18 protein-coding genes are annotated in these 19,644 nt (G+C 61.8%); 2 read left to right on the forward strand and 16 right to left on the reverse strand.

The genetic code is table 11. From position 1 onward, the window contains the following. Positions 1–228 precede the first annotated feature (228 nt). A complete protein-coding gene (locus BBX50_RS16935; protein ID WP_065776492.1) occupies positions 229–1,938 on the forward strand; it encodes an amidohydrolase in 1,710 nt (569 codons plus the stop codon). Between the two features lie 109 nt (positions 1,939–2,047). Here BBX50_RS16935 and BBX50_RS16940 read toward each other — a convergent pair whose 3' ends face one another. The 13 genes from BBX50_RS16940 to BBX50_RS17000 form a co-directional block, all read right to left on the reverse strand. Further along, positions 2,048–2,821, reverse strand: a complete 774-nt coding sequence (locus tag BBX50_RS16940) for a helix-turn-helix transcriptional regulator (RefSeq protein WP_065776493.1) — start codon at positions 2,819–2,821, stop codon at positions 2,048–2,050. Between the two features lie 32 nt (positions 2,822–2,853). Further along, positions 2,854–3,867 carry an agmatine deiminase family protein gene (locus tag BBX50_RS16945; protein ID WP_065776494.1) on the reverse strand — a complete coding sequence of 338 codons (1,014 nt, stop codon included), beginning with the start codon at positions 3,865–3,867 and terminating at the stop codon, positions 2,854–2,856. Between the two features lie 93 nt (positions 3,868–3,960). After that, positions 3,961–4,836 (reverse strand): N-carbamoylputrescine amidase, encoded by an 876-nt coding sequence (gene aguB / locus BBX50_RS16950; RefSeq protein WP_065776495.1) that lies wholly within the window; start codon positions 4,834–4,836, stop codon positions 3,961–3,963. Positions 4,837–4,846: 10 nt separating this feature from the next. After that, on the reverse strand, positions 4,847–6,259 hold the full coding sequence (locus BBX50_RS16955; protein ID WP_065776496.1) for an aminotransferase: 1,413 nt from the start codon (positions 6,257–6,259) through the stop codon (positions 4,847–4,849). Between the two features lie 48 nt (positions 6,260–6,307). Continuing rightward, positions 6,308–7,333, reverse strand: coding sequence for an extracellular solute-binding protein (locus BBX50_RS16960; RefSeq protein ID WP_065776497.1), 1,026 nt, complete (start codon positions 7,331–7,333; stop codon positions 6,308–6,310). 49 nt (positions 7,334–7,382) lie between these two features. Beyond that, a complete protein-coding gene (locus tag BBX50_RS16965; protein ID WP_065776498.1) occupies positions 7,383–8,183 on the reverse strand; it encodes an ABC transporter permease in 801 nt (266 codons plus the stop codon). Positions 8,184–8,195: 12 nt separating this feature from the next. Continuing rightward, positions 8,196–9,107 carry an ABC transporter permease gene (locus BBX50_RS16970; protein ID WP_065776499.1) on the reverse strand — a complete coding sequence of 304 codons (912 nt, stop codon included), beginning with the start codon at positions 9,105–9,107 and terminating at the stop codon, positions 8,196–8,198. Beyond that, positions 9,104–10,204: an ABC transporter ATP-binding protein gene (locus tag BBX50_RS16975; protein ID WP_139108343.1), complete on the reverse strand. Its 1,101-nt coding sequence runs from the start codon at positions 10,202–10,204 to the stop codon at positions 9,104–9,106. Before BBX50_RS16975 ends, BBX50_RS16970 begins: the two co-directional genes overlap by 4 nt. Positions 10,205–10,545: 341 nt before the next feature. Next, on the reverse strand, positions 10,546–11,310 hold the full coding sequence (locus tag BBX50_RS16980; RefSeq protein WP_065776500.1) for an ABC transporter permease: 765 nt from the start codon (positions 11,308–11,310) through the stop codon (positions 10,546–10,548). 7 nt (positions 11,311–11,317) lie between these two features. Next, a complete protein-coding gene (locus BBX50_RS16985) occupies positions 11,318–12,169 on the reverse strand; it encodes an ABC transporter permease (RefSeq protein ID WP_244513184.1) in 852 nt (283 codons plus the stop codon). Beyond that, a complete protein-coding gene (locus tag BBX50_RS16990) occupies positions 12,166–13,275 on the reverse strand; it encodes an ABC transporter substrate-binding protein (RefSeq protein WP_065776501.1) in 1,110 nt (369 codons plus the stop codon). Before BBX50_RS16990 ends, BBX50_RS16985 begins: the two co-directional genes overlap by 4 nt. A gap of 53 nt (positions 13,276–13,328) precedes the next feature. Continuing rightward, the gene (locus tag BBX50_RS16995; protein ID WP_065776718.1) at positions 13,329–14,408 is read right to left on the reverse strand and encodes an ABC transporter ATP-binding protein; all 1,080 of its coding nucleotides are present in this window, start codon (positions 14,406–14,408) and stop codon (positions 13,329–13,331) included. A 16-nt stretch (positions 14,409–14,424) separates the two neighbouring features. After that, a complete protein-coding gene (locus BBX50_RS17000) occupies positions 14,425–15,264 on the reverse strand; it encodes an arginine deiminase family protein (RefSeq protein ID WP_244513183.1) in 840 nt (279 codons plus the stop codon). Positions 15,265–15,598: 334 nt separating this feature from the next. Between BBX50_RS17000 and BBX50_RS17005 the strand changes: the two genes are divergently transcribed. Further along, complete coding sequence (locus BBX50_RS17005; RefSeq protein WP_065792077.1) at positions 15,599–16,501, forward strand: LysR substrate-binding domain-containing protein; 903 nt, start codon at positions 15,599–15,601, stop codon at positions 16,499–16,501. Between the two features lie 112 nt (positions 16,502–16,613). Here BBX50_RS17005 and BBX50_RS17010 read toward each other — a convergent pair whose 3' ends face one another. The 3 genes from BBX50_RS17010 to BBX50_RS17020 form a co-directional block, all read right to left on the reverse strand. Beyond that, positions 16,614–17,666 carry an SGNH/GDSL hydrolase family protein gene (locus tag BBX50_RS17010; RefSeq protein WP_065776503.1) on the reverse strand — a complete coding sequence of 351 codons (1,053 nt, stop codon included), beginning with the start codon at positions 17,664–17,666 and terminating at the stop codon, positions 16,614–16,616. Between the two features lie 55 nt (positions 17,667–17,721). Then, positions 17,722–18,963, reverse strand: a complete 1,242-nt coding sequence (locus BBX50_RS17015) for a hypothetical protein (RefSeq protein WP_065776504.1) — start codon at positions 18,961–18,963, stop codon at positions 17,722–17,724. A gap of 67 nt (positions 18,964–19,030) precedes the next feature. Continuing rightward, entirely contained in the window at positions 19,031–19,429 is a 399-nt protein-coding gene (locus tag BBX50_RS17020; protein ID WP_139108337.1) for a hypothetical protein, read from the reverse strand. Between the last annotated feature and the right edge of the window lie 215 nt (positions 19,430–19,644).

Genomic DNA, 19,644 nt, shown 5'->3' on the forward strand with positions numbered 1-19,644 from the left:
ACTGACGGCACCCGACATGGGGCTGTCAGCAACAAGCCCGCAAGGCATCGTTCCTACAGCGCCGCGCGTCTTGTCAGACGCGCAAAGGCCGCTGTAGCACTCTGAATTTCTGCATGTTTTTGTCCTTCAATCCGCTGCAATCAAAGGAAACATGCAGTGGGAGAGTTCACCTGCATTGATGTTGCGGGCGTGGCAGTTAGAACATCCGACAGGAAAGGTACCACCCCTATGGCCCGAAACACCAAGACAACCCTGCGGTCGCTGACCGGCCTGCTGCTGACCGCCTCGGCGCTTTGCAGCGCCGCCGTCAGTTCAGCCGCCGAGACGCTCGTCATTACTGACGCCAAGGTCCGCACGATGAATCCGACCGCTCCCTTGGCGGAAGCGGTGGCGATCGATGACGACGGCGTTATCATTGCGGTGGGCGACGAAGCGAGTGTTCTTGAGACGGCGGGAACGGACGTGCATGTCATCAAACTCGGCGGCCGCATGCTTCTGCCGGGTTTCCAGGATGCCCACGTGCATCTCGTCGAGGCCGGCATCAACGCGAGCCTGTGCGAGTTCGAGCCCTTCGCCTCCCTTGAAGAAACGAAAGCCACCGTTCGCGACTGCGTCAAGCAGAGCGAGCAGGAATGGGTTGTCGGCTCGGGCGTCAGCATGACCAACCTGCTTGACGAAACCGATGCCCCCGTCGGCGTGCTGGACGAGATTTCCGCGGACAGACCGATCCTGATCCTCGACGACATCGGCCACGGCGCCTGGGCAAACAGTGCCGCGCTCGCGGCCGCCGGCTACGACAAGATCGAAGGCAATCCGCCCGGCGGCATTATCCTGCGCGATCAGAAGACCGGCGCCCCGAATGGCATCGTGCTTGAGAATGCCCAGCAGAAACTGCGCAACCTCGCCTTCCCGGACACGCCCGAGAACGTCAAGTTCGCCTATGAAAGCATGCTGCCGACGCTGAAGACGATGGCTGAAAACGGCATCACGACCATCAGCGACGCTGGCGGCTTCTGGCCGCAGGGGCACCTGAAGGCCTGGGAAATGGCCGAGAAAAACGACACCCTGACGCTCAGGGCCGCGAACGCGCTTTATGTCTATCCCGACCTGCCGTTCGACGCGCAGGTGGACAAACTCACGAGCTTCTACAGCAACGATCCGAACCGGCTTTTGAAATTCAATCAGGTGAAGGTCTATGTGGACGGGATCCTCGAGCAGCGCACCGGCGCCGTGCTTGAGCCTTACCTGAAGGGACCGGGCATCGATCACGGCTTCGACAGTGGCTTCCTCTACTTCGACGAGGCGACGCTCGACCGCTATTCGAAGGTGCTTTCGGAGAAGGGCTTCAAGCTGCACTATCACGTGACCGGCGACCGCGGCGCGCGCCTGGCGCTCGACGCCATCGCGCAATCGGACCCGAAGCCCGGCCCGCACCGACTGACGCATCTCTATCTGCTCGATGAAGCCGACGACGCCAGGTTCAAGGCGGAAGGTGTCGTCGCCGATTTTCAGCTCGCGCCGAGTTCACTCAGCCGGGAATATGACACCTTCATCCGCAAGTTCATCGGCGAGCGCGCCGATCATATGATGCCGGCCGGAAGCATCGAGAAATCAGGCGCGACCGTCGTGATGAGCAGCGACTTCGATGCAGACGAGCTTTCGCCGCTGGTCAAGATCCAGACGGCGCTCCAGCGCACGAAGGATGGCGCACCGGATGTGGAAACGGCCGTCAAGTGGATGACGATCAACCCCGCGAAGCTTTTGAACCAGGACGACAAGACGGGCACGATCGAGCCCGGCAAGTTCGCCGACCTCATCGTCATCGACAGGGATATCTTCGACATTCCGGTCAAGGAGATCGGCAAGGCGGCCGTCGAGGCAACCTTGCTGCAGGGCGACCCGGTCTATGACGCCGAAGGCCTGTTCTCCGGGAACTGAGCGTTAGAGCGTCCTTTGTGGGTGTATCTGAACGCACAAGGACGCTCTACGACTATGATTCTAGGCATCTTCTCCGCTTGCAATGATCCGCACTTGAAAGCGGGGTGCTCTATCCGCCTGCACCTCCGAGCAGGAGCGAGAACAGCTCGCCCTGCGAGGAGATCTTGAGCTTGGAATAGATGCGCTTGCGGTGGACCTTCACCGTTTCCGGGCTGTTGCCGAGAATGCGGGCAATGCTCTTGGTCGAATGCCCCTTCAGCATCAGGCGGATGATTTCCCCCTCGCGCGTGCTCACCTTCAGTTGCGACAGCGTGGCAAAGACCATATCGGCCGCTGGTTCGCTTGCGGCCGATCCTGAGACCGGTTGCGGCCAGTGCTTGCGGCAAAGCTCGGAGACCACGGGCAGCAGGCCGTCGAGATGGGCGCGGGCCTGGGGCCCGGGGCGGCAGTCCTCCGTCCGCTGGCCGAGCGAAAGCGCGATCGCGGTGCCCTCGGCACTTGCGACCAGCATCACGATCTCATCGTAGAGACCGGTTTCGGCGTAGAACATGCGGTAGTACTCGCTCTCGCGAAAATCGTCCGGAGCGCAGTCGTCGAGGCTCACCACGCGATCACCGGGGTCAGCCAAATAGAGGCTGTAGAACGGATCGAGCAGATAGGCGAAGCTGAGATAAGGCCCGATCGTACGTCGGGTCGCCTCCGGATCGAGGTCGCTGTAAAGCTGCAGCGGCGGCTGGTCGGCGGAAAAGACCGAGACGAACAGGCTGTCGAAGCCATAGACGTCGAGGCAAAGCTGCCGCAGCGCGGCCGGAAAGGCCGGGCTGCCGATGGCAGCCACGGCCTTGCCGATCAATGTCATCTGTTCAAACGGAAATCCCGTCATTTCCCGCCTTGTCGTGCGAATTCCTTCGGCGATCAAAGCGGTTCCTGCTGGGTAATGCAATGGATGCCGCCGCCGCCAATGGCAATGGCGTCGATCCGGACCTCGCGCACGCGTCGGTCGGGGAAGAGTTCGCGGAACATCTGCCGCACGGTAGTGTCCGAAGCGATACCGTAGCACGGCATGATCACACCGCCATTGACCAGATAGGAATTGACGTAGGAGCGGCAGAACTTCGGGTGGTCGGACGGCGCGTCGACCGCTTCCGGAATGGTGACGATACGGATCGGGCGCCCTTTCGCGTCCGTCTGGCCCTGCATCGCCTCCAGGTTCAGGCGAATGTAGTGGTTCCACTCGTCATCCTCATCACCGGGGCTTTCCATCAGCACGACGCCGGGAGCGACGAAGACAGCAATGCCGTCCACATGGCCGTCGGTCTCGTCTTCGATCGGGTTGCCGGGCAGCCAGATCACCTTTTCACCGCCGAGCATGTCGATAAGCTCGCGCTCGATGTCGTCGCGGCTCCAGCCGGGATTGCGATTGCGGTTCGGAAAGCAGGTCTCGGTGGTGATGATCGTGCCCTCGCCGTCGACGCTGACGCCGCCGCCTTCCGCGATCAGGTTCGACACAAACCCCGCGAGCCCGGCCTTCTCCAGCACCAGCCCCGAGAAGGCGGCATCGCCGTTGAAGGGGTGGTACTTGCCGCCCCAGGCATTGAATTTGAAGCGTGCGCCGGCGCGCCGGCCATCCGCCGCAGTAAGGAAACAGGGGCCGGCATCGCGCGCCCAGCTGTCGTCGATGTCGGCTTCGATAAGATCGATCGAGGGATCGAGAATGGCGCGGGCTTCGGCGAAGTCTTCGGCACGCGCCGCAATCGTCACCGGCTCGAATTCGCGGATGGCATGGGCGACGGCGGCATAGTCGCGGCGGGTCGCCGCGATATCGTCCCAGACCTCGTGGCGGCACGGCCACATCATCCAGGTGCGGCGGTGCGGCTCCCATTCGGCCGGCATGCGAAACCCGGCTTCGCGTGGCGTCTGGTTCTTCATGGGTGCATATCCTTCCTGCCCGGTTCTAGCGCCCGCGACATGGCAGATGCGCTGGGAAACGGGGCTTACACAGTTGTTCGTTCGAGAAAAAAGTCAGCCGATCGCCGTCTGGCCATCGAGCGTGCGGATTTTGCCGTAAAGGTCCGGCCGGCGATCGCGGTAAATGCCCCAGCTGCGCCGAAAGGCGCGGACCGCGTCGAGGTCGAAACGCGCCGTCAGATAGGTCTCGTCGGTGCGGCTGGCTTCAGCGACGATCGCGCCCACATGGTCGGCGATGAAGGACGTGCCATAAAACAGCGCCTCATTGCTGCCGGCCGCCTCGCTGCCCACCCGGTTAGACGCGACCACCGGCACCATGTTGGCGGCCGCATGCCCCTGCATCGTGCGGCGCCAGTGGCCGGAGCTGTCGATCTCGGTCTTCTGCTCGCTGCCGATCGCCGTCGGGAAGAACAAGAGTTCCGCGCCCTGCAGCGCGAGCGACCGCGCGGTTTCCGGAAACCACTGGTCCCAGCAGATGCCGCAACCGATCCGCGCGTACTTGGTGTCGATCGCCCGAAAGCCGGTATCGCCGGGGCTGAAATAGAACTTCTCTTCATAGCCCGGCGCCTGCGGGATGTGGGACTTGCGATAGTTCCAGAGGATTTCGCCATCCGCGTCGATGATCGCAAGCGAGTTGTACTGCGCCGGTCCTGAGCGCTCATAATAGGAGAGCGGCAGCACGACCCCGAGCTCCCTGGCAATCGTCCGGAAATGCCGGACCGCCCGGTCCTCGCCAAGGCTTGCGGCGAGATCGAGATGGTCGATCCGCTGCTCCAGGCAGAAATAGGGCGTCTGGAACAGTTCCTGCAGCAGGATGATCTGAGCCCCATCCTCATGGGCAAGCCGGACCAGCTCCTCGGCCTTCTCGATGTTCTCGTCGATGTTCCAGCTGCAGGCCATCTGCGTTGCAGCGACGGTGACTTCGCTCATCTTTTGCTCCTCAAGCGGCACTGCGGCGGGATGCCATGAAGGCGGCAATCGATTCCGACAAAGCAGAGACGATGGTGTCGCATTCGGCTTCCGTGACGATCAAAGGTGGCGATACGATGAGCCGGTTGCCGACCGGCCGGACGACGACGCCGCGGGCAATGCAGCCCTGGAAGATCGTTTCGCTCGCCTTCTCGTGGGCCGGCAGCGGCGCCTTCGTCGCCTTGTCTGCGACGAGATCGATGCCGAGCATCAGACCGGCGCCTCGGACATCGCCGACGATGTCATGGGCAAGCAGGGCTTTTGCCTGTTTCTGCAAGTGCGCGCCGGTTCTCGCCGCATGCGGCAGCAGCCGCTCCCGCTCCATGATGTCGATGTTGGTCAGCGCTGCGGCACAGGCGACCGGATGTCCGGAATAGGTGAGCCCCATCGAGAACACGCCGCCTTCGCATTGCGGCCGGCTGATCACCTCATAGATCTCGTCGGAAATCAGCGTCGCGCCGAGCGGGATATAACCTGACGTGATGCCCTTGGCCGAGACGAGAATGTCCGGCTGGGTGTCGTAGATCGCATCGGAAGCGAACCATTCACCGAGACGGCCGAAACCGGTCACGACCTCATCGGCGATGTAGAGGATGTCGTTGCGGCGGCAGACCGCCTGCATTCGGCTGTGATAGCCCTTCGGCGCGACCAGCACGCCGCCTGCGCCCATGATCGGCTCGGCGATGAAGCCGGCGACATTCTGGGGTCCAAGCTGCTCGATCCGCATCTCGAACTCGCGTACCAGCAGGTCGCAATAGGCCTCCTCCGTCATGCCGTCCGGACGGGCGTAGCAGTCGGCGGCGGAGATGTGGTGGATGAAATCCTCGCCGACCTGAGCAAAGCCGTACTTGGTGCCGTGGATGCCGGTCAGCGCCGCCGCCACATAGGTCCCGCCGTGGTAGGCATTGTTGCGCGAGATGATCTTGCGCTTGCCCGGTTTGCCGCGCATGGCGAAATAGTAGTGCACGATGCGGATTGCCGCTTCGTTCGCCGTCGAGCCACCGCAGGTATAGTAGACATGGTTGAGGCTGCCGGGCGAAAGCTCTGCAAGGCGGGCTCCGAGTTCGGCCGCCGGCACGTTGCCCGATGCGCCGAAGGGATTGTAGTAGTCCATGTCCAGAACCTGGCGAGCGATGGCATCGGCCATTTCGCGGCGGCCATGGCCAATGTTGACGCACCAGAGGCCAGCGATGCCGTCGAGTAGCCGCCGGCCGCTATTGTCGACGACATAGGCGCCCTCAGCCTTTTCGATGATCTGGCTGCCGGTCGCGGCAAAGGTCGAGAAGTCGGTATAGGGATGCAGGACGTGGTCGCGATCCTTCTCGAACGCCGAACGGTTGTTCGGCCGGTCGGATCCGGCAACAACGGATTGAACGATGGTCATTGTTTTCTCCAGGGATGGGCGTGAGGTTTGGCTCCGCAGACCGGCCGGTCAGCGCAGGAGCTTGGTCCAGACGCGGTCGTAAAGTTTGGTGACGGCAGGCGTACAGGCGGTCAGGAACTCCGGCGCCGGCGCGCTTTCGGGCGGGCTCAGCTCCGGGGCACCGGCGAGTGCCTTGTCGACGAAGGCTTCCGAACCCTTGATGCCGTTGGCGTAGCGGGCATAGTTGGTGATCATCGCCGCATTTTCCGGATCCATGATGAAGTTGATCCAGAGCTTGGCGTTCTCGATGTCGGGCGCGCCTTTCGGCACGGCGACATTGTCCATCCAGCCGGTATAGCCTTCCTTCGGATAGATGTATTCGAGCGACGGTCGCTCGTCGCGGGCGCGCATCGCATAGCCGTTCCAGCTCATCGAAACGGCTGCCTCGCCGGAAACCAGCAGTTCCTTGGTCTCGGAGTTGTAGCTCTTGACGAATTGCTTCTGCGTCGAGAGCAGATCGAGCACCGACTTCAGGTCCTCGGGATTATCGTTGCAGCGCGGCTTGCCGAGGTAGCGCAGCGCCATATTGATGACGTCGTTGACGTCGCGTAGCATGTTGATCTTGCCCTTCACCGCGTCATCCGGCTCGAACAGGATCTTCAGGGACGTGTCATCGCCCTTGACGATATCGCGGTCGACGGCGAGACCAGTCGAGCCCCAGGCCCAGGGTGCCGAGTAGAGGCGCCCCTTGTCCCAGAAGACGTCCCGCCACATTTCGTCGACATGCTGATAGTTCGACATTGCCGCAACGTTGATCGGCTCGAGCAGCTTCTCGCCGATCAGGATCGTCATCGTATCGTGGCCGGGGACGATGATGTCGTAGCCGCCAGCACCCGATTTCAGCTTGGCGAGCATGGTCTCCATGGAATCGTAGGTATCGATATGGACCTTGACCCCGTAGGTCTTCTCGAACTTCTCCACCATCTCGGGCGGCGTGTACTCGCCCCAGGTATAGATGAAGAGGTCACCGGCAGCGGACGCGGGTCCGGCGATGGTCGAGGCAAGCAGGGCAGTAAAGACGGCAGCTTTTTTCATCGTATGTTCCCTTTCTCTTTTTGATTTTCGTGTGTCGTTTCCCGCGAAATCAGTGCTTGCGACCCACCTGCCCGAGCAGTCCTGACAGCAACACCAGCACGGTCGATGCCGCCAGCATCAGCGTCGAAATGGCATTGACTTCGGGCGTCATGCCGAGCCTGAGCATGCCGTAGATGTGGAGCGGCAGGGTCGTGGCGCCGGGACCGGCGACAAGAGCCGTGATGATGAAATCATCGAGCGAAATGATGAAGGCGAGCAGCCACCCGGAGACGAGGCCCGGCACCAGCAGCGGCAGGGTGATGCGCAGGAAGGCCCTTGCCGGCGAGGCATAGAGGTCGGCTGCCGCCGAGGGCAGCGTCTCGTCCATGCTCTCCAGCCGCGCCTTGATCGGCAGATAGGCAAAGGGGATGCAGAAGACGATATGGGCGATAAGAATGGTGGCAAAGCCGAGGCTGATGCCGACAGCGACGAAGAAGACGAGCGAGGCAACGGCCGTGACGATTTCCGGCACCATCAGCGGGAAGGTCAGCACGACATGGGCCCCTTCACCGCCGCCTTTCTTGCGATTGACCGTGGCAATGGCAGCCCCCAGCGCAAAGACCGTGGCGACGGTCGCGGCGATGATGGCGATCACCACCGAGTTCAGCGCCGCCGTCTGGATGTTCTGGTTGGCAAAGACGGTCTGGTACCAGCGTAACGAAAAGCCTGCCCACCGGGTGACCGAACGGCCATCGTTGAAGGAATAAAGTGCCAGGACGACGATGGGGGCATAGAGGAAGACGACGCAGCCGACGGAGAGAAGGCCGAAGCCGGGGAAGACGCGCAGGTCGCGCAAACGGGCGGTGGACATGTCGGACCTTTCTCAGTTCGATTGCTGCTGCGCGGCGCGCCGGGCAAGCCAGAGAAGGACGATGAGGGTGATGGTAAGCAGGATCATCGACAGTGCTGCGCCGAACGGCCAGTTGCGCGCGCCCTGAAACTGCGTGCCGATGAGGTTGCCGATCATCAGCGTCTTGCCGCCGCCGAGAATGTCGGGCGCCAGATAGGAGCCGACGGAGGGAATGAAGACGAGCAGACTGCCCGCGATCAGTCCCGGACGCATCACCGGCAGCACGATGCGGAAGAAGGCGGTCCTGCGGCTGGCATAGAGATCGTAGGCCGCTTCCAGAAGACGGAAATCGAAGCGTTCGAAGGCCGAATAGAGCGGCAGCACCATGAAGGGCAGGAAGGAATAGATCAGCCCGAGCGAGATAGCGAAGCCGTTATAGCTCAATGCCAGGGGCTGGCCGATCACGCCGAGATCAAGGAGAGCGCTGTTGATCGGCCCGTCGTCGCGCAGCACGAACAGGAGCGCGATGGTACGGATCAGAAGATTCACCCAGTAAGGAATAGTGATCAGGAACAGCCAGATGTTCTTCACCCGCTCGGACCGGGTCGCGATGTAATAGGCGGTCGGCACGCTGATCACGAGGCATAGAGCCGTCGCGACGGTTGCCTGCAGCAGCGAGCGGGCGACGATGATCAGGTAGTCGGGCGTAAACGTCAGGCTGTCGTCGAGGAAATCCCGCTCGAACAGGATCTGCTCATAGGCTCCGGTGGAAAAGGTCCACTCGACGCCGCCATAGGCACCCGGCACAAGGAAGGAATAGGTGAGCATGATCGCAATCGGCGCGACCATGAACACCAGGATGATGCCGAGCGACGGCCAGAGCAGACCGGCATGGGCGAGCCCGGGCGGGATGCGCGAGGAGAGTGCGAGAGGCCGGGCACTCATGACAACAGCACCTTGATGGAGCCGGGCTCGAAGCCGAGGCTGACGGCATCGCCCGGCGCGAAGTCCTGCCGGCCGCGCAGGCCGCCGCGCGGCGAACGAGCGGTCAAGGCATGTTCGCCGGCGCGCAGGTGATATTCGACGGCATTGCCGAGATAGGTCCGATCGGCGATCGATGCGGTTGCCTGCCCGTCGCTGTGGCCAGCACCAAGAACCAGCCGCTCGGGACGGATCGAAAGCCAGACCTTTTGCCCCACCTCGACACGCTGCGCGACGGGGGCATGGACCTGGCCGAAGCCTTCGACATCGAGAGCCGCCTCGCCGCCGATGCAGCGCGCCACCCTCGCCTCGACCAGGTTCGACTCGCCGATGAAATCGGCAACGAAGCGGCTTTGCGGCTGTTCGTAAATATCCTCGGGCGTTCCAACCTGCTGCAGGCGGCCATTGCTGATGACGGCAACCCGGTCGCTCATCGCCAGCGCTTCTTCCTGGTCATGGGTGACGAAAACGAAGGTGATCCCGGTTTCGCGCTGAAGCGACTTCAGCTCCAGCCGCATCTTCTGCCTGAGCTTCAGGTCTAGCGCGGACAAGGGTTCGTCGAGCAACAGCAGCTTCGGCTGCGGTGCGAGCGCCCGGGCGAGCGCAACGCGCTGGCGCTGACCACCCGACATCGTGTCCGGTCGGCGATCGGCGTATTCGCGCATGTGGACCAGATCGAGCATCCGATCGACGGTGCGCTCGACCTCGGCCTTAGGCTTGCCAAGCATTTCCAGACCGAAGGCAATGTTGCGGCGGACCGTCATGTGCGGAAACAGCGCATATTGTTGGAAGACGGTGTTGACGGGTCGCGCTTCCGGCGGCAGGCGGCTGACATCTTCGCCGAAGATGCGGCAGACGCCTGACGTCAGCATCTCGAAGCCACCGAGGATGCGCAGCAAGGTCGTCTTGCCACAGCCGGAGGGGCCGAGAAGTGTGAAGAATTCATTGGCGCGAATGGAGAGATTGACGTCCTTGAGTGCTTCATGCGCGCGCGGTGTACCGGCATTGTAGGTCTTGCAGAGACTGCGCACTTCGGCAGCGACGCTATTCGGATGTTGCATCGGAAGGGAGCCGGACATGGCAGCCGACGCGGCCTTGCTGTCGGCGGGCGACGTCGGATTGGGTTCTATTATGGCGCGCTGCATGGTTCTCCTCCACTTAAGCCGACGGGAGCGAACGGATACCGTTCGGCATGGAAGGACTATGCGTGGCGCCGGGAGGGGGCGTTAGTCCCCCAGAGGGGGTACCGCCGACGCCCCCAAGTTCCGGACGCGCCCGAACGACGAAGGCGGCCCATGGGCCGCCTTCCGGAAATCGACTCCAACAGGCGCGGTCAGCCTGCAGCGTCGATCGTCAGGTCATTGCTTTCGTTACTGAAACAGCGACCGCCTTTTCGCGATCTTCATGCTTCCGACTTCCGGAATAGGATGACCAAGGTGGTCGCCAGGATCATGATGACCGAGATGGCAGCGACTGCCGGATCGAGGTCCAGGCGCAGATTGTCCCATATGCGCTTCGGCAAGGTGATGACGTTGACGCCACTGACGAACAGTGTGACGGAACTCTCCTCCCAGGACATGACGAGGCTCACGAACCAGGCCGCAAAGAGACCGAAACGGATGTTCGGCAGAATGACCCGGAAAATCGACTGCAATTGCGTCGCTCCGAGGTTCCGGGCCGCAAGTTCCAGGTTCCTGTCGAGCCGGCTCAGTGCGCTAAGGATGGCGATCACCGAGAACGGCACGATCATCACCACATGGGAAAGCACCAGCCCCGGGATCGTGTCAAGCAATCCGATCTGCGCCAGCAGGAAGTAGAGCGCGACGGCCGAGGTGACCGGTGGGACGATGATCGGCAACAGCACCAGACCGATCAACAGGCGCCCGCTTGCTGGCCGGCGCAGCCAGATTCCGATGCCGAACGCGGTTGCGAGTGCCGTTGCGATAACGCTTGAAAGCAACGCGACGAGCGTGCTCGTGCCGATGCTCGCCAGCCAGGTGTCAGGATCGAAAATCGCCAGATAGTGCCTGAGCGAGTACTCGCCGTCGGGCATCGACAGGAAGCGCTTGGGCGTGAAGGAAAAGGGAATGACGGCGACGAGCGGCAAGAGCAGGAAGAGCCCGGCCGCACCGGCAAGAACACCGCCAAGACGTGATTTTCCAAACATGTTGCACCTACCGCGACATGAGTTGTTCGATGCGCATGACGCGCTGCGACAGCCAGAGGATCGCGAAGACAACGACGAGCAGCACAACGCCGAGTGCAGCACCGAGCCCCCAGTTGGCCGTCTGGAACATCTGCACGAAGACCGATTCCGCCGTCATCACCACCCGCCCGCCGCCGAGGATCATCGGAGTGACGAAAAAGCCGAGAGAGAAGATGAAGGTCATCGCCAGCGCCGAACAGACGCCCGGTAGCGACATTGGCAGATAGATCCGCCAGAACACGCCGAGCGGCCGGCAGCCGAGGCCGAGTGCGGCCAGCAGCACCCGCCTGTCGATCTTGCGCATGACGGAGGCCATCGGCAGCACGGCAAACGGCACCATGAAATGCACCATGCCCGTGATGACCGACCAGACGTTGCGACCGGTGGAGAGCTCGCCGAAGCCAAGCGCGTTCGTGACGTCGCTTGCCAGCCCGTTGTTGCGCAGGATCACCACCCAGCCGAAGGCCCGTACCAGCACCGAGATCCAGAACGGGATGAAGATACAGATCTCGATCAGCCGGCTGCGCCGCGCACCGCCCATCACCCAGTAATAGGCCAGCAGATAGGCGATCGGGATGGTGATCGCGGTGCTGAGCAAGCATACCCAGAAGGTCCTCAGGAAGATCGCCTGGAAGTCCGCACCGGTGAAGATGCGGACATAGTTCTCAAAACCGAACTCGGGTCTGGTGACGCTCCAAAGCGTCACACCCGCAAACGGCAGCACGTAGGCAAGCACCAGGATCACCGGCCATGCCCAGAGCATCACCAGCGATCCGGTTGCGGCAAAGCGCCGGACAGGGATGGGATGCGCCCGCATCATGACGCGGTCATCGCCAGATATTTTTCGAGCGCCACGTCGCCGCGAGCCGAGTACCAGTCCATGTCCATCAGCACCTGCTGCGACATGTTTTCAGTCGAACTGCAGTCCAGCCTCTTCAGCTCTGCTGGCACGAGATCGTGGGCAAGCGGATTGGAGGGACCGCAGCCAAGGGTTCGCAGCAGCTCGACCTGGCGCGCCGGATCCTGGCAGTAGCGGATGAAGTCCATCGCCCGGCTCGCGCCTGCCGGATTGCCCTTGATCACGGCCCAACCCGATGGCGCAAGAATGCCCTCGGCGTAGGTCCAGCTGACGTCGCCGCCGGTGTCCTTTTCCACCAGGTTGGCGCGAGTGTGCCACATCAGTGCCATCGACGCCTCGCCGTCGCGCATGAGTTGCTGGCTCTCAGCGCCGGAATCCCAGAAGCTGACGATATGCGGCTTGATCTCGTTGAGCTTGCGGATGGCGCGCTCCTCGTCGAGCGGGTAAAGCTGATCCATCGGCACGCCGTCGGCGAGCAATGCCGCCTCCATGCAGCCCGACATCCATTTGTAGAGCGATCGTTTGCCCGGATATTTTTCGACGTTCCAGAAATCCGCCCAGGACTTCGGCGGATTGGCGCCGAATTTCTTGGCGTCGTAGGCAATGACATAGCTCAGGAAGTAGTTGGCGACACTGTATTCATAGGCAAAACCGGTTTGCACCTTCTCGCGGTCGACCACCTTGTAGTCGATCGGCTCGATCATCCCGGCCTCGCCCAAAGACTTCGTCGCACCCGGATCGGCGTCACAGACATCCCAGGAGACAGCACCACTTTCGAACTGCGCCTTCATCGCGCCCTTGGTCGGGCCGGATCCGTCGATCTTCACCGCAATGCCCTGCTGTTCGGCGTAGCTGCCGGTCAACGCCGTCTCGAAGGCGCCGACAGCGTCTCCGCCCCAGTTCGTGACCACCAGTTGACCATCGCCCGCGCGGGCCGATCGGCCGCCAAGGTGCGGCGCAACGCCGAGCAGAACGAGGCCGATCAGAAACGTCCGCCGGTCAATGCGACCAGCAAGATGGCCGTCCCTCAACAGTTCAAGGCATTCAGCCTTCAGATCGTTTTTCATCTCATTTCCCCTTTTTGTTGTTTGGTTGGTAGACGTTCTTTGCGAATGCGTCGTCAGCCGGCCAGCACCCGCCCATCCAGGTGGCCCCAGTGGACCCAGAGCTGCTCTCCGCGCGCCGGTGGCATGCCGAGCGCATCACGCGCGGTCGTCACCGTCAGGCCAGTTCCCTCCGGAGCGCTGCCTTTGACGATGGTCGTTCCGCCCTGGAAGATGATGCCGTCGATGGTCATCGGCAGAAGGTTGTGGTCGGTCTTGGGCCGGTCGCGGCAAAGGGTCAGCTTTTCGGGACGGATGGCGAGGACGGCCGGCGCGCCCGCCAGCTGTTCGGCGTCGGGGAACACTGCCCGGACGCCGAACTCGCCGACATGCGCATGAAACTCGCCGGCAACCGCCCGCTGCCGCGAGACCGGCAACGTGTTCATCGTGCCCAGAAATTCCGCGACGAAACGGGAGTTGGGCTCATCGTAGAGCACACTTGGCCGGTCAAGCTGGACAATGCGGCCATGGTCGAAGATCGCGATCCGGTCCGACATTGCCATGGCTTCCATCTGGTCGTGGGTAACAAACAGGAAGGTCGTTCCGGTCTTGCGATGGATGGCGACCAGCTCGTCCTGCAATTGCTCGCGAAGGTTCTTGTCGAGCGCCGACAATGGCTCGTCCAGCAGCAGCAATTCGGGCTCGAACACCAGCGCGCGTGCGAGTGCTACGCGCTGTTGCTGCCCGCCTGACAATGCCGAGGGGCGCTTGTGCTCATGCCCCCTGAGGCCGACGAGGTCCACCATGCGGCTTACGCGTTGCTCCACCTCGGCCCGCGCCACCTTCCGCACACGCAGGGAAAAGGCGATGTTCTCCGCGACGGTCAGATGCGGGAACAGCGCATAGCCCTGGAACACCATGCCGAAATTGCGCTTGTCGGCCGGCGTTGCGCTGATGTCCTCGCCGTTCCTCAAAATAGCGCCCGACGACAGCGGCTCGAAGCCGGCAATCGCGTTCAGAAGCGTCGATTTGCCGGATCCGGACGGACCGAGAAAGGTGAGAAACTCGCCCTTCTCGATATCGAGCGAGACGTTCTTCAGGGCCTCGAAGGACCCGAAGGCCTTGCAGGCTTTGCGAATGGAAATGTGGGCTGGCATGATCTGCAATCTCCGCTCAGTCGACGCTGTCCCGGATCAGCGGACTCGTCGAGCAATGGATACCGCCTCCGTTCAGCTGCACCTTGTCGTAGTCGATCTCGAGCACGGTGACGTTGTTGCGGGCAAGGGCCTCGCGGGTACGATCCGAAAGACCGCGTGGCATGATCACCCGGCCCGGCGCGATCGCCAGACCATTGACGATCCAGGGATTGTCGTCCTCATTCATCTCGATGGTGCGGATGCCAAGCGCGCGCAGCTTTTCGAGGAACACGAAGGAGAGGCCGCGCGGCCAGATCAGCGCGAGATCGACGTCAATCATCAGGAAATGCCCGTCGATATGGATGTCGTAGCCGCAGAGGTCGACGACCAGGAGTTCGGCGCCCTGATAGCGCAGGACCTCGGCGATCTGGCTGATGCCGTCGTCGTTGATGCGGATGCCGCGACCGATCACGGCGGTGCGGCTGTTGAGCCAGGCGAAGCTGCCGCCTTCCGCCATGGCGGTTCCGTGCAGGGTGCGAAGCACGGGCATGCCGTGTTTTGCCAGCGTCCGCGTCACGGCGAGCTCCTCGCCATGGCGCATGCGCGGCGCCAGCCGTGGGACAATCGCCCCGCCTTTGACAGCGATGCAGGAATCGCGGGTGTAGACCGACTTGAACCGGCCGCGATCGACGCCCTCGACATAGATCACCTCGACGCCTTCGGCGCGCAGCACGTCGGCCAGACCGTCATGCTGGGCCTGCAGTTCTTCGAGCGTCGGAATGGTGTCGCTCTGCCAGTACCAGCCGGTTTCGAGATCGCCGTAAGTGCCGATCTCCTCGATCCGCTTGGTTGCGGTCGATGACGGAAAACTCGTCACCGGGACGGTGCATCAGCACGGTGCGCAGCGTGCCGACATCGTTGTTGCACCCCCAGTTGCGCCCCCAAAGTTGGGCGAGCCGTTCCGGCGCTTCGAAGGCCGGCTCGGGAACGGAACCGAAATACTTGATCGTCGCGGAATAGAGATCCTTTTTCTTGGGCGGTGCGGCGTTCACGTCTGGTTCCCTTCTATGCGAGCCGACAGCGGCAATCGGCCCGGCCTCCTGTTTCGATAAAGGAAATGCTAACGTATCGTTTTCCTCTCTCATAGCGAATTGATTTCCGCTCTTACTTGAGGTTTTCTCAATGATGAAGCTCGATCCGGAGAGAACCAGGTGACGAGATTGCCGCCGCTCAACGCACTGCGCGCCTTCGAGGCCAGTGCCCGCAACAGAAGCCTGACGAAGGCCGCAAACGAACTCCATGTGACGCCTGGCGCTGTCAGCAAGCAGTTCCGGCAACTGGAGGACCATTTCGGCTTTGCGCTGGCGACGAAGTCACGCGACAGCTTCGTGCTGACCCCGCAGGGTCAGGAGCTCTTCTCCAAGCTCACCCAATCCTTCGAAACGCTCAACGATGCCGTCCTCGGCCTCCAACGAAACCCGATTGCCGGGCGGCTCGCCGTGCGCTGCATGCCGGCCTTTGCAACCCGCTGGCTCGTGCCGCGGCTCGGCAAGTTCTACGAGCGCTTCGAGCAGGTCGAACTGCAGATCCTCTCAATGCCGGAATGGGGCGAGCCGTTCCCGGATGGCCAGGCGGACCTCGCGATCATGTTCGGTGATCCGCGCATGGCCAAAGGGGAAACGACACCACTCAAGCAGATGGAGTTCTTTCCGGTCTGCAGCCCGATCCTGATCAATCGCGACGGCGACATCAAACGTACCAAGGATCTCGCGCGGCACGTCCTTCTGGATGGCGTCGGCTCGACGCATTGGAACGACTGGTTCAAGCATCACGGCCAGGAGATCCCGCCATCCGTGCGGCGCTTGAGTTTCGAGGATTTCAATCAGAATCTGGCGGCGGCGCGCTGCGGCATCGGCATCGCGATGGGGGACAATATTACGGCCGGCGAGGAGCTCGCTCAAGGCGCGCTCGTCCGTCCTCTCAAGGGCTTCATCAAATCGGCGACCAAAGGCTACTACATCGTGACGCAGAGGAACCGGGAGAGCTCGCCACTCGCCAAGGTCTTCATCGACTGGGTCGTCAACGAGGCGGAAGCCACGGGCGACTTTGCCTGACAATCGTACAACCGGCCCTCGATGAGCTCACACTCACGACGATCGGTGTGCGCTGGTGGGCAGACCTGCAGACCAGGTGCCTCTCGCCGTCTCCGGCCACTGGCCGACGGTGTCACTTGGCGACAGTTGCAACCGATGCCGTATCAGCGAACAGCTCAGGATAGGAGCGCGTCAGCGTTTGCGCGATCGCGCCGGCAAAACGCGCGTTGGCGATCTTGTTCGGATGGGCGTCCGAAGGCGACACCCAGAGCGTTTCCGGCACGAGATCCTCGACGGACGGACGAAGGTCAAGGAACGGGACGCCTTCGCTCTCGGCGAGTTTTTCCACCACACCAGTCACTTCCGGGAACGGATAATGTTTGAGCTCGTGCAGTTCGGGATAATTGACGATCACAAACTTATAGCCGCGCTCCCGGCAGAAGCGCGCAAGCTTTTGGATTGCCGCCTGACCGTCGGTCCAGCCGGGCTGCCCGGCCTCATAGAGGCCGCGATAGTACGCCTTCCAGTCGGCTCGGCCGAGGAATATGCGTGAGACCTTGTCGATTGCCGAAGCGAGTACGACATAGGCCTGCGAGTATTCGCCCCACCCCACCTTGTGCCGGCGCGGCGTCGGCTCGGCATCGTTGATGAAATAGTTGAGAACAACGATATCCGGCTTGAGCTCGGACCCCTTGGTCAGGAAATAGGCGACTTCCATCTGTGTGTTGTAGTTGCCAACGCCAGTGTTGATCACGTCGTATTTGAGCGCACCCGCAGCAGCACGGTTAAGGACCGTCTCCAGCTGCCTGGACGGCGTGTCCTCCTCTTTGACGCCCCAGCCAAAGGTCAGCGAATCTCCGAGCATCACCACGCGCACGGCATTATCGGACACGGGCGCGACTTCTCTATTGCGCAGCCCGATCGAATTGATGTTCACCGGCACGCCCATGTAGACCCCGCTTGCGTTGGGGATATGCTCGTGGCCGATCGCCGGCTCGGCGCTGACCCGTTTGAGATCGCGGGCGTATTTCCACATCTCCAGATCGAAATCCATGCCGTTGTCGAAAACGGCCCGCGCCAGACCTTCGATCGTGAGGGCGAAGAGGGCGAGGCTGAAGGCTGTAGCGAGAATAGCGAGCAGGGCGCGTTTTACGATGGAGGACCTTTGTATGCTGTTCTGTTCCATTGGAATGACTCGTGACGCGTTGGAACTCATCGGATCTTCCTTTCAGGTCCGCCAGTTATGGCTCCACCTGCGAAAGCTGCAGGCAATCGGGCTCAATCGGAGCGGTTTTTACAAATTCATGCTTGCCGCCGGTGAGGCTTTGCCGGCCGTCCCAGCTATTGATCAGCCACCTGTCGATCGCCTCGGCCACCAGGAAATGTCCGAGCGGGGACAGATGCTTGTCACCGATGCCATAGGTCTTCATCGGATCGTTGGCGGCGAGTTTTTCCGTCGGATCGACGACGTAAACACCAGGTGTCGCAGCGGCGAATGCTTTGATCATTTCGCGCTGCTTGGAAGGCTGCAGACCGTCGTCCCGGCCCGCGAGCTCGGCCCAGCCGGGCAGGATGACGACAAGCAGTTCGGCGCCGTTTGCGCGAGCATCGTCGGCAAGCCGGACGAACAGCCGTCGTGTCAGTTCGATGGCTTGGCCCATGTCTCGCCGGGAAGCCCGATCGCCGACATAGGGTCTGAGCAGTGTTGAATAGAACCAGTTGTAGAGCTTGCTGTTCTGCCAAAGAAACAGATGCGCCTGCAGAGCGAGGCTGGGTTTCTTCAAGCCACTGCCCGCTGGCTCCACGGTGATTTCGACCGACGATGGCGTCAGCACCGCCCGCTCGGCGTTATCCTCGATATCCGTACTGAGCGAAAGGCCAGCGATGACGAGCTTGTGCGGAATGTTGGGAGCTTTGTCTTCGTAGAGCCGTATCTCGTTCGGCTGACCGTAGCCGCCGGTGCCGTAGTTCTTGAATAGCAACTGCGGATGCCACGTGTTCAATAGCGCGCTAAAGGTCTCGCTTTCCTTGACGAGCGAACCGCGCACCATCGAATCTCCGAGGACGAAGACGGCCGCGCCATCTCTGGTCGCATTGTCGCGGAAACCGTCGCGGTTGATCTGGACGTGGTTCCAGGGGTCAAACGGGCTGAAGCGCTCGAAATAGCTGTTGCCCGGTACTTCCGTATAGCCATAGAGCGCATGGGATTGATGCCGCGCGCGCGGCATCCCGCAGAAGACGTACTCTCCTTCGCCGACCGGAAGCTGCAGGCTCGGTACGAAGCGCAGGAGCATCTCACAGATGAGAACGGCGACAAGGCCCGAAACGACGATGATCAGCCCGTCGAGCGCGCCGGAGAGATTGCGCGAGCGGCGAATGCGCCGAAGGATGCCGGCCGGTCGCGGCTGGCTCTCACCGATGAAGTCCGCCGGCGCGGCTGTCGGGTTGTTGAGCGCGTCCTGATGTTCGGCTTTTCGCGACATGTGGGCTGACACCTTGATTGGGCGATCTTCATTGAAACATTTTCGGGTTGCGTCGCTTCGTTCTTAATCAAGCGCTTCCGGCCTCGCGCCAGTAGGAGCGCGCCAGACTGGCCAAATAGGTAATCGTCCTCCTTTGCACCTCGGGCGCTGACGAGATGCATTTCTGCTCGCCGGACTCCGCAAGCCTGACGCGCTTCGAGGATTCCGGTTTCAGGAGTTCGATCGATCGCAACAGACCGGGCAAGACCCCATAACCGGTCAACAGATCCCGAAACATGGCGGTCGCGGCGTAAACGACCTCGGCCGCTCCCACCGCCTCGCGGACACAGGCTTCATCGGAAATCTTGATGTAGAGCACGCCAGGAATGAGAAGAGGCAACGTCGGAACCACGGGATCCAGGACGCGATTGACCGCATCCGGCGTCACCTCGTTCAAGATAAAGACGGTAAGCCGCTTCTGGCTCAAGCGATAACCCTTTATGATTATCTCAACCGGAAGCTGACCGTCTGTTTCCGCTATTTCAATAACACTTTGAACATGCATAGTGGCTCTCCGGAGCAGAGAAGAACACCGTAAAATGTTTTTTGACTACGAGGACATGAATCTATTTTTTATACTGCGACATGAGCTTTTGAGGCTTACACTTCTCTGCCGGAGGCGCCTTACAGGTTGCAACTCTA

Origin of the sequence: Ensifer sp. LC11 (assembly GCF_001695835.1) — a bacterium.
GTDB lineage: Bacteria > Pseudomonadota > Alphaproteobacteria > Rhizobiales > Rhizobiaceae > Ensifer.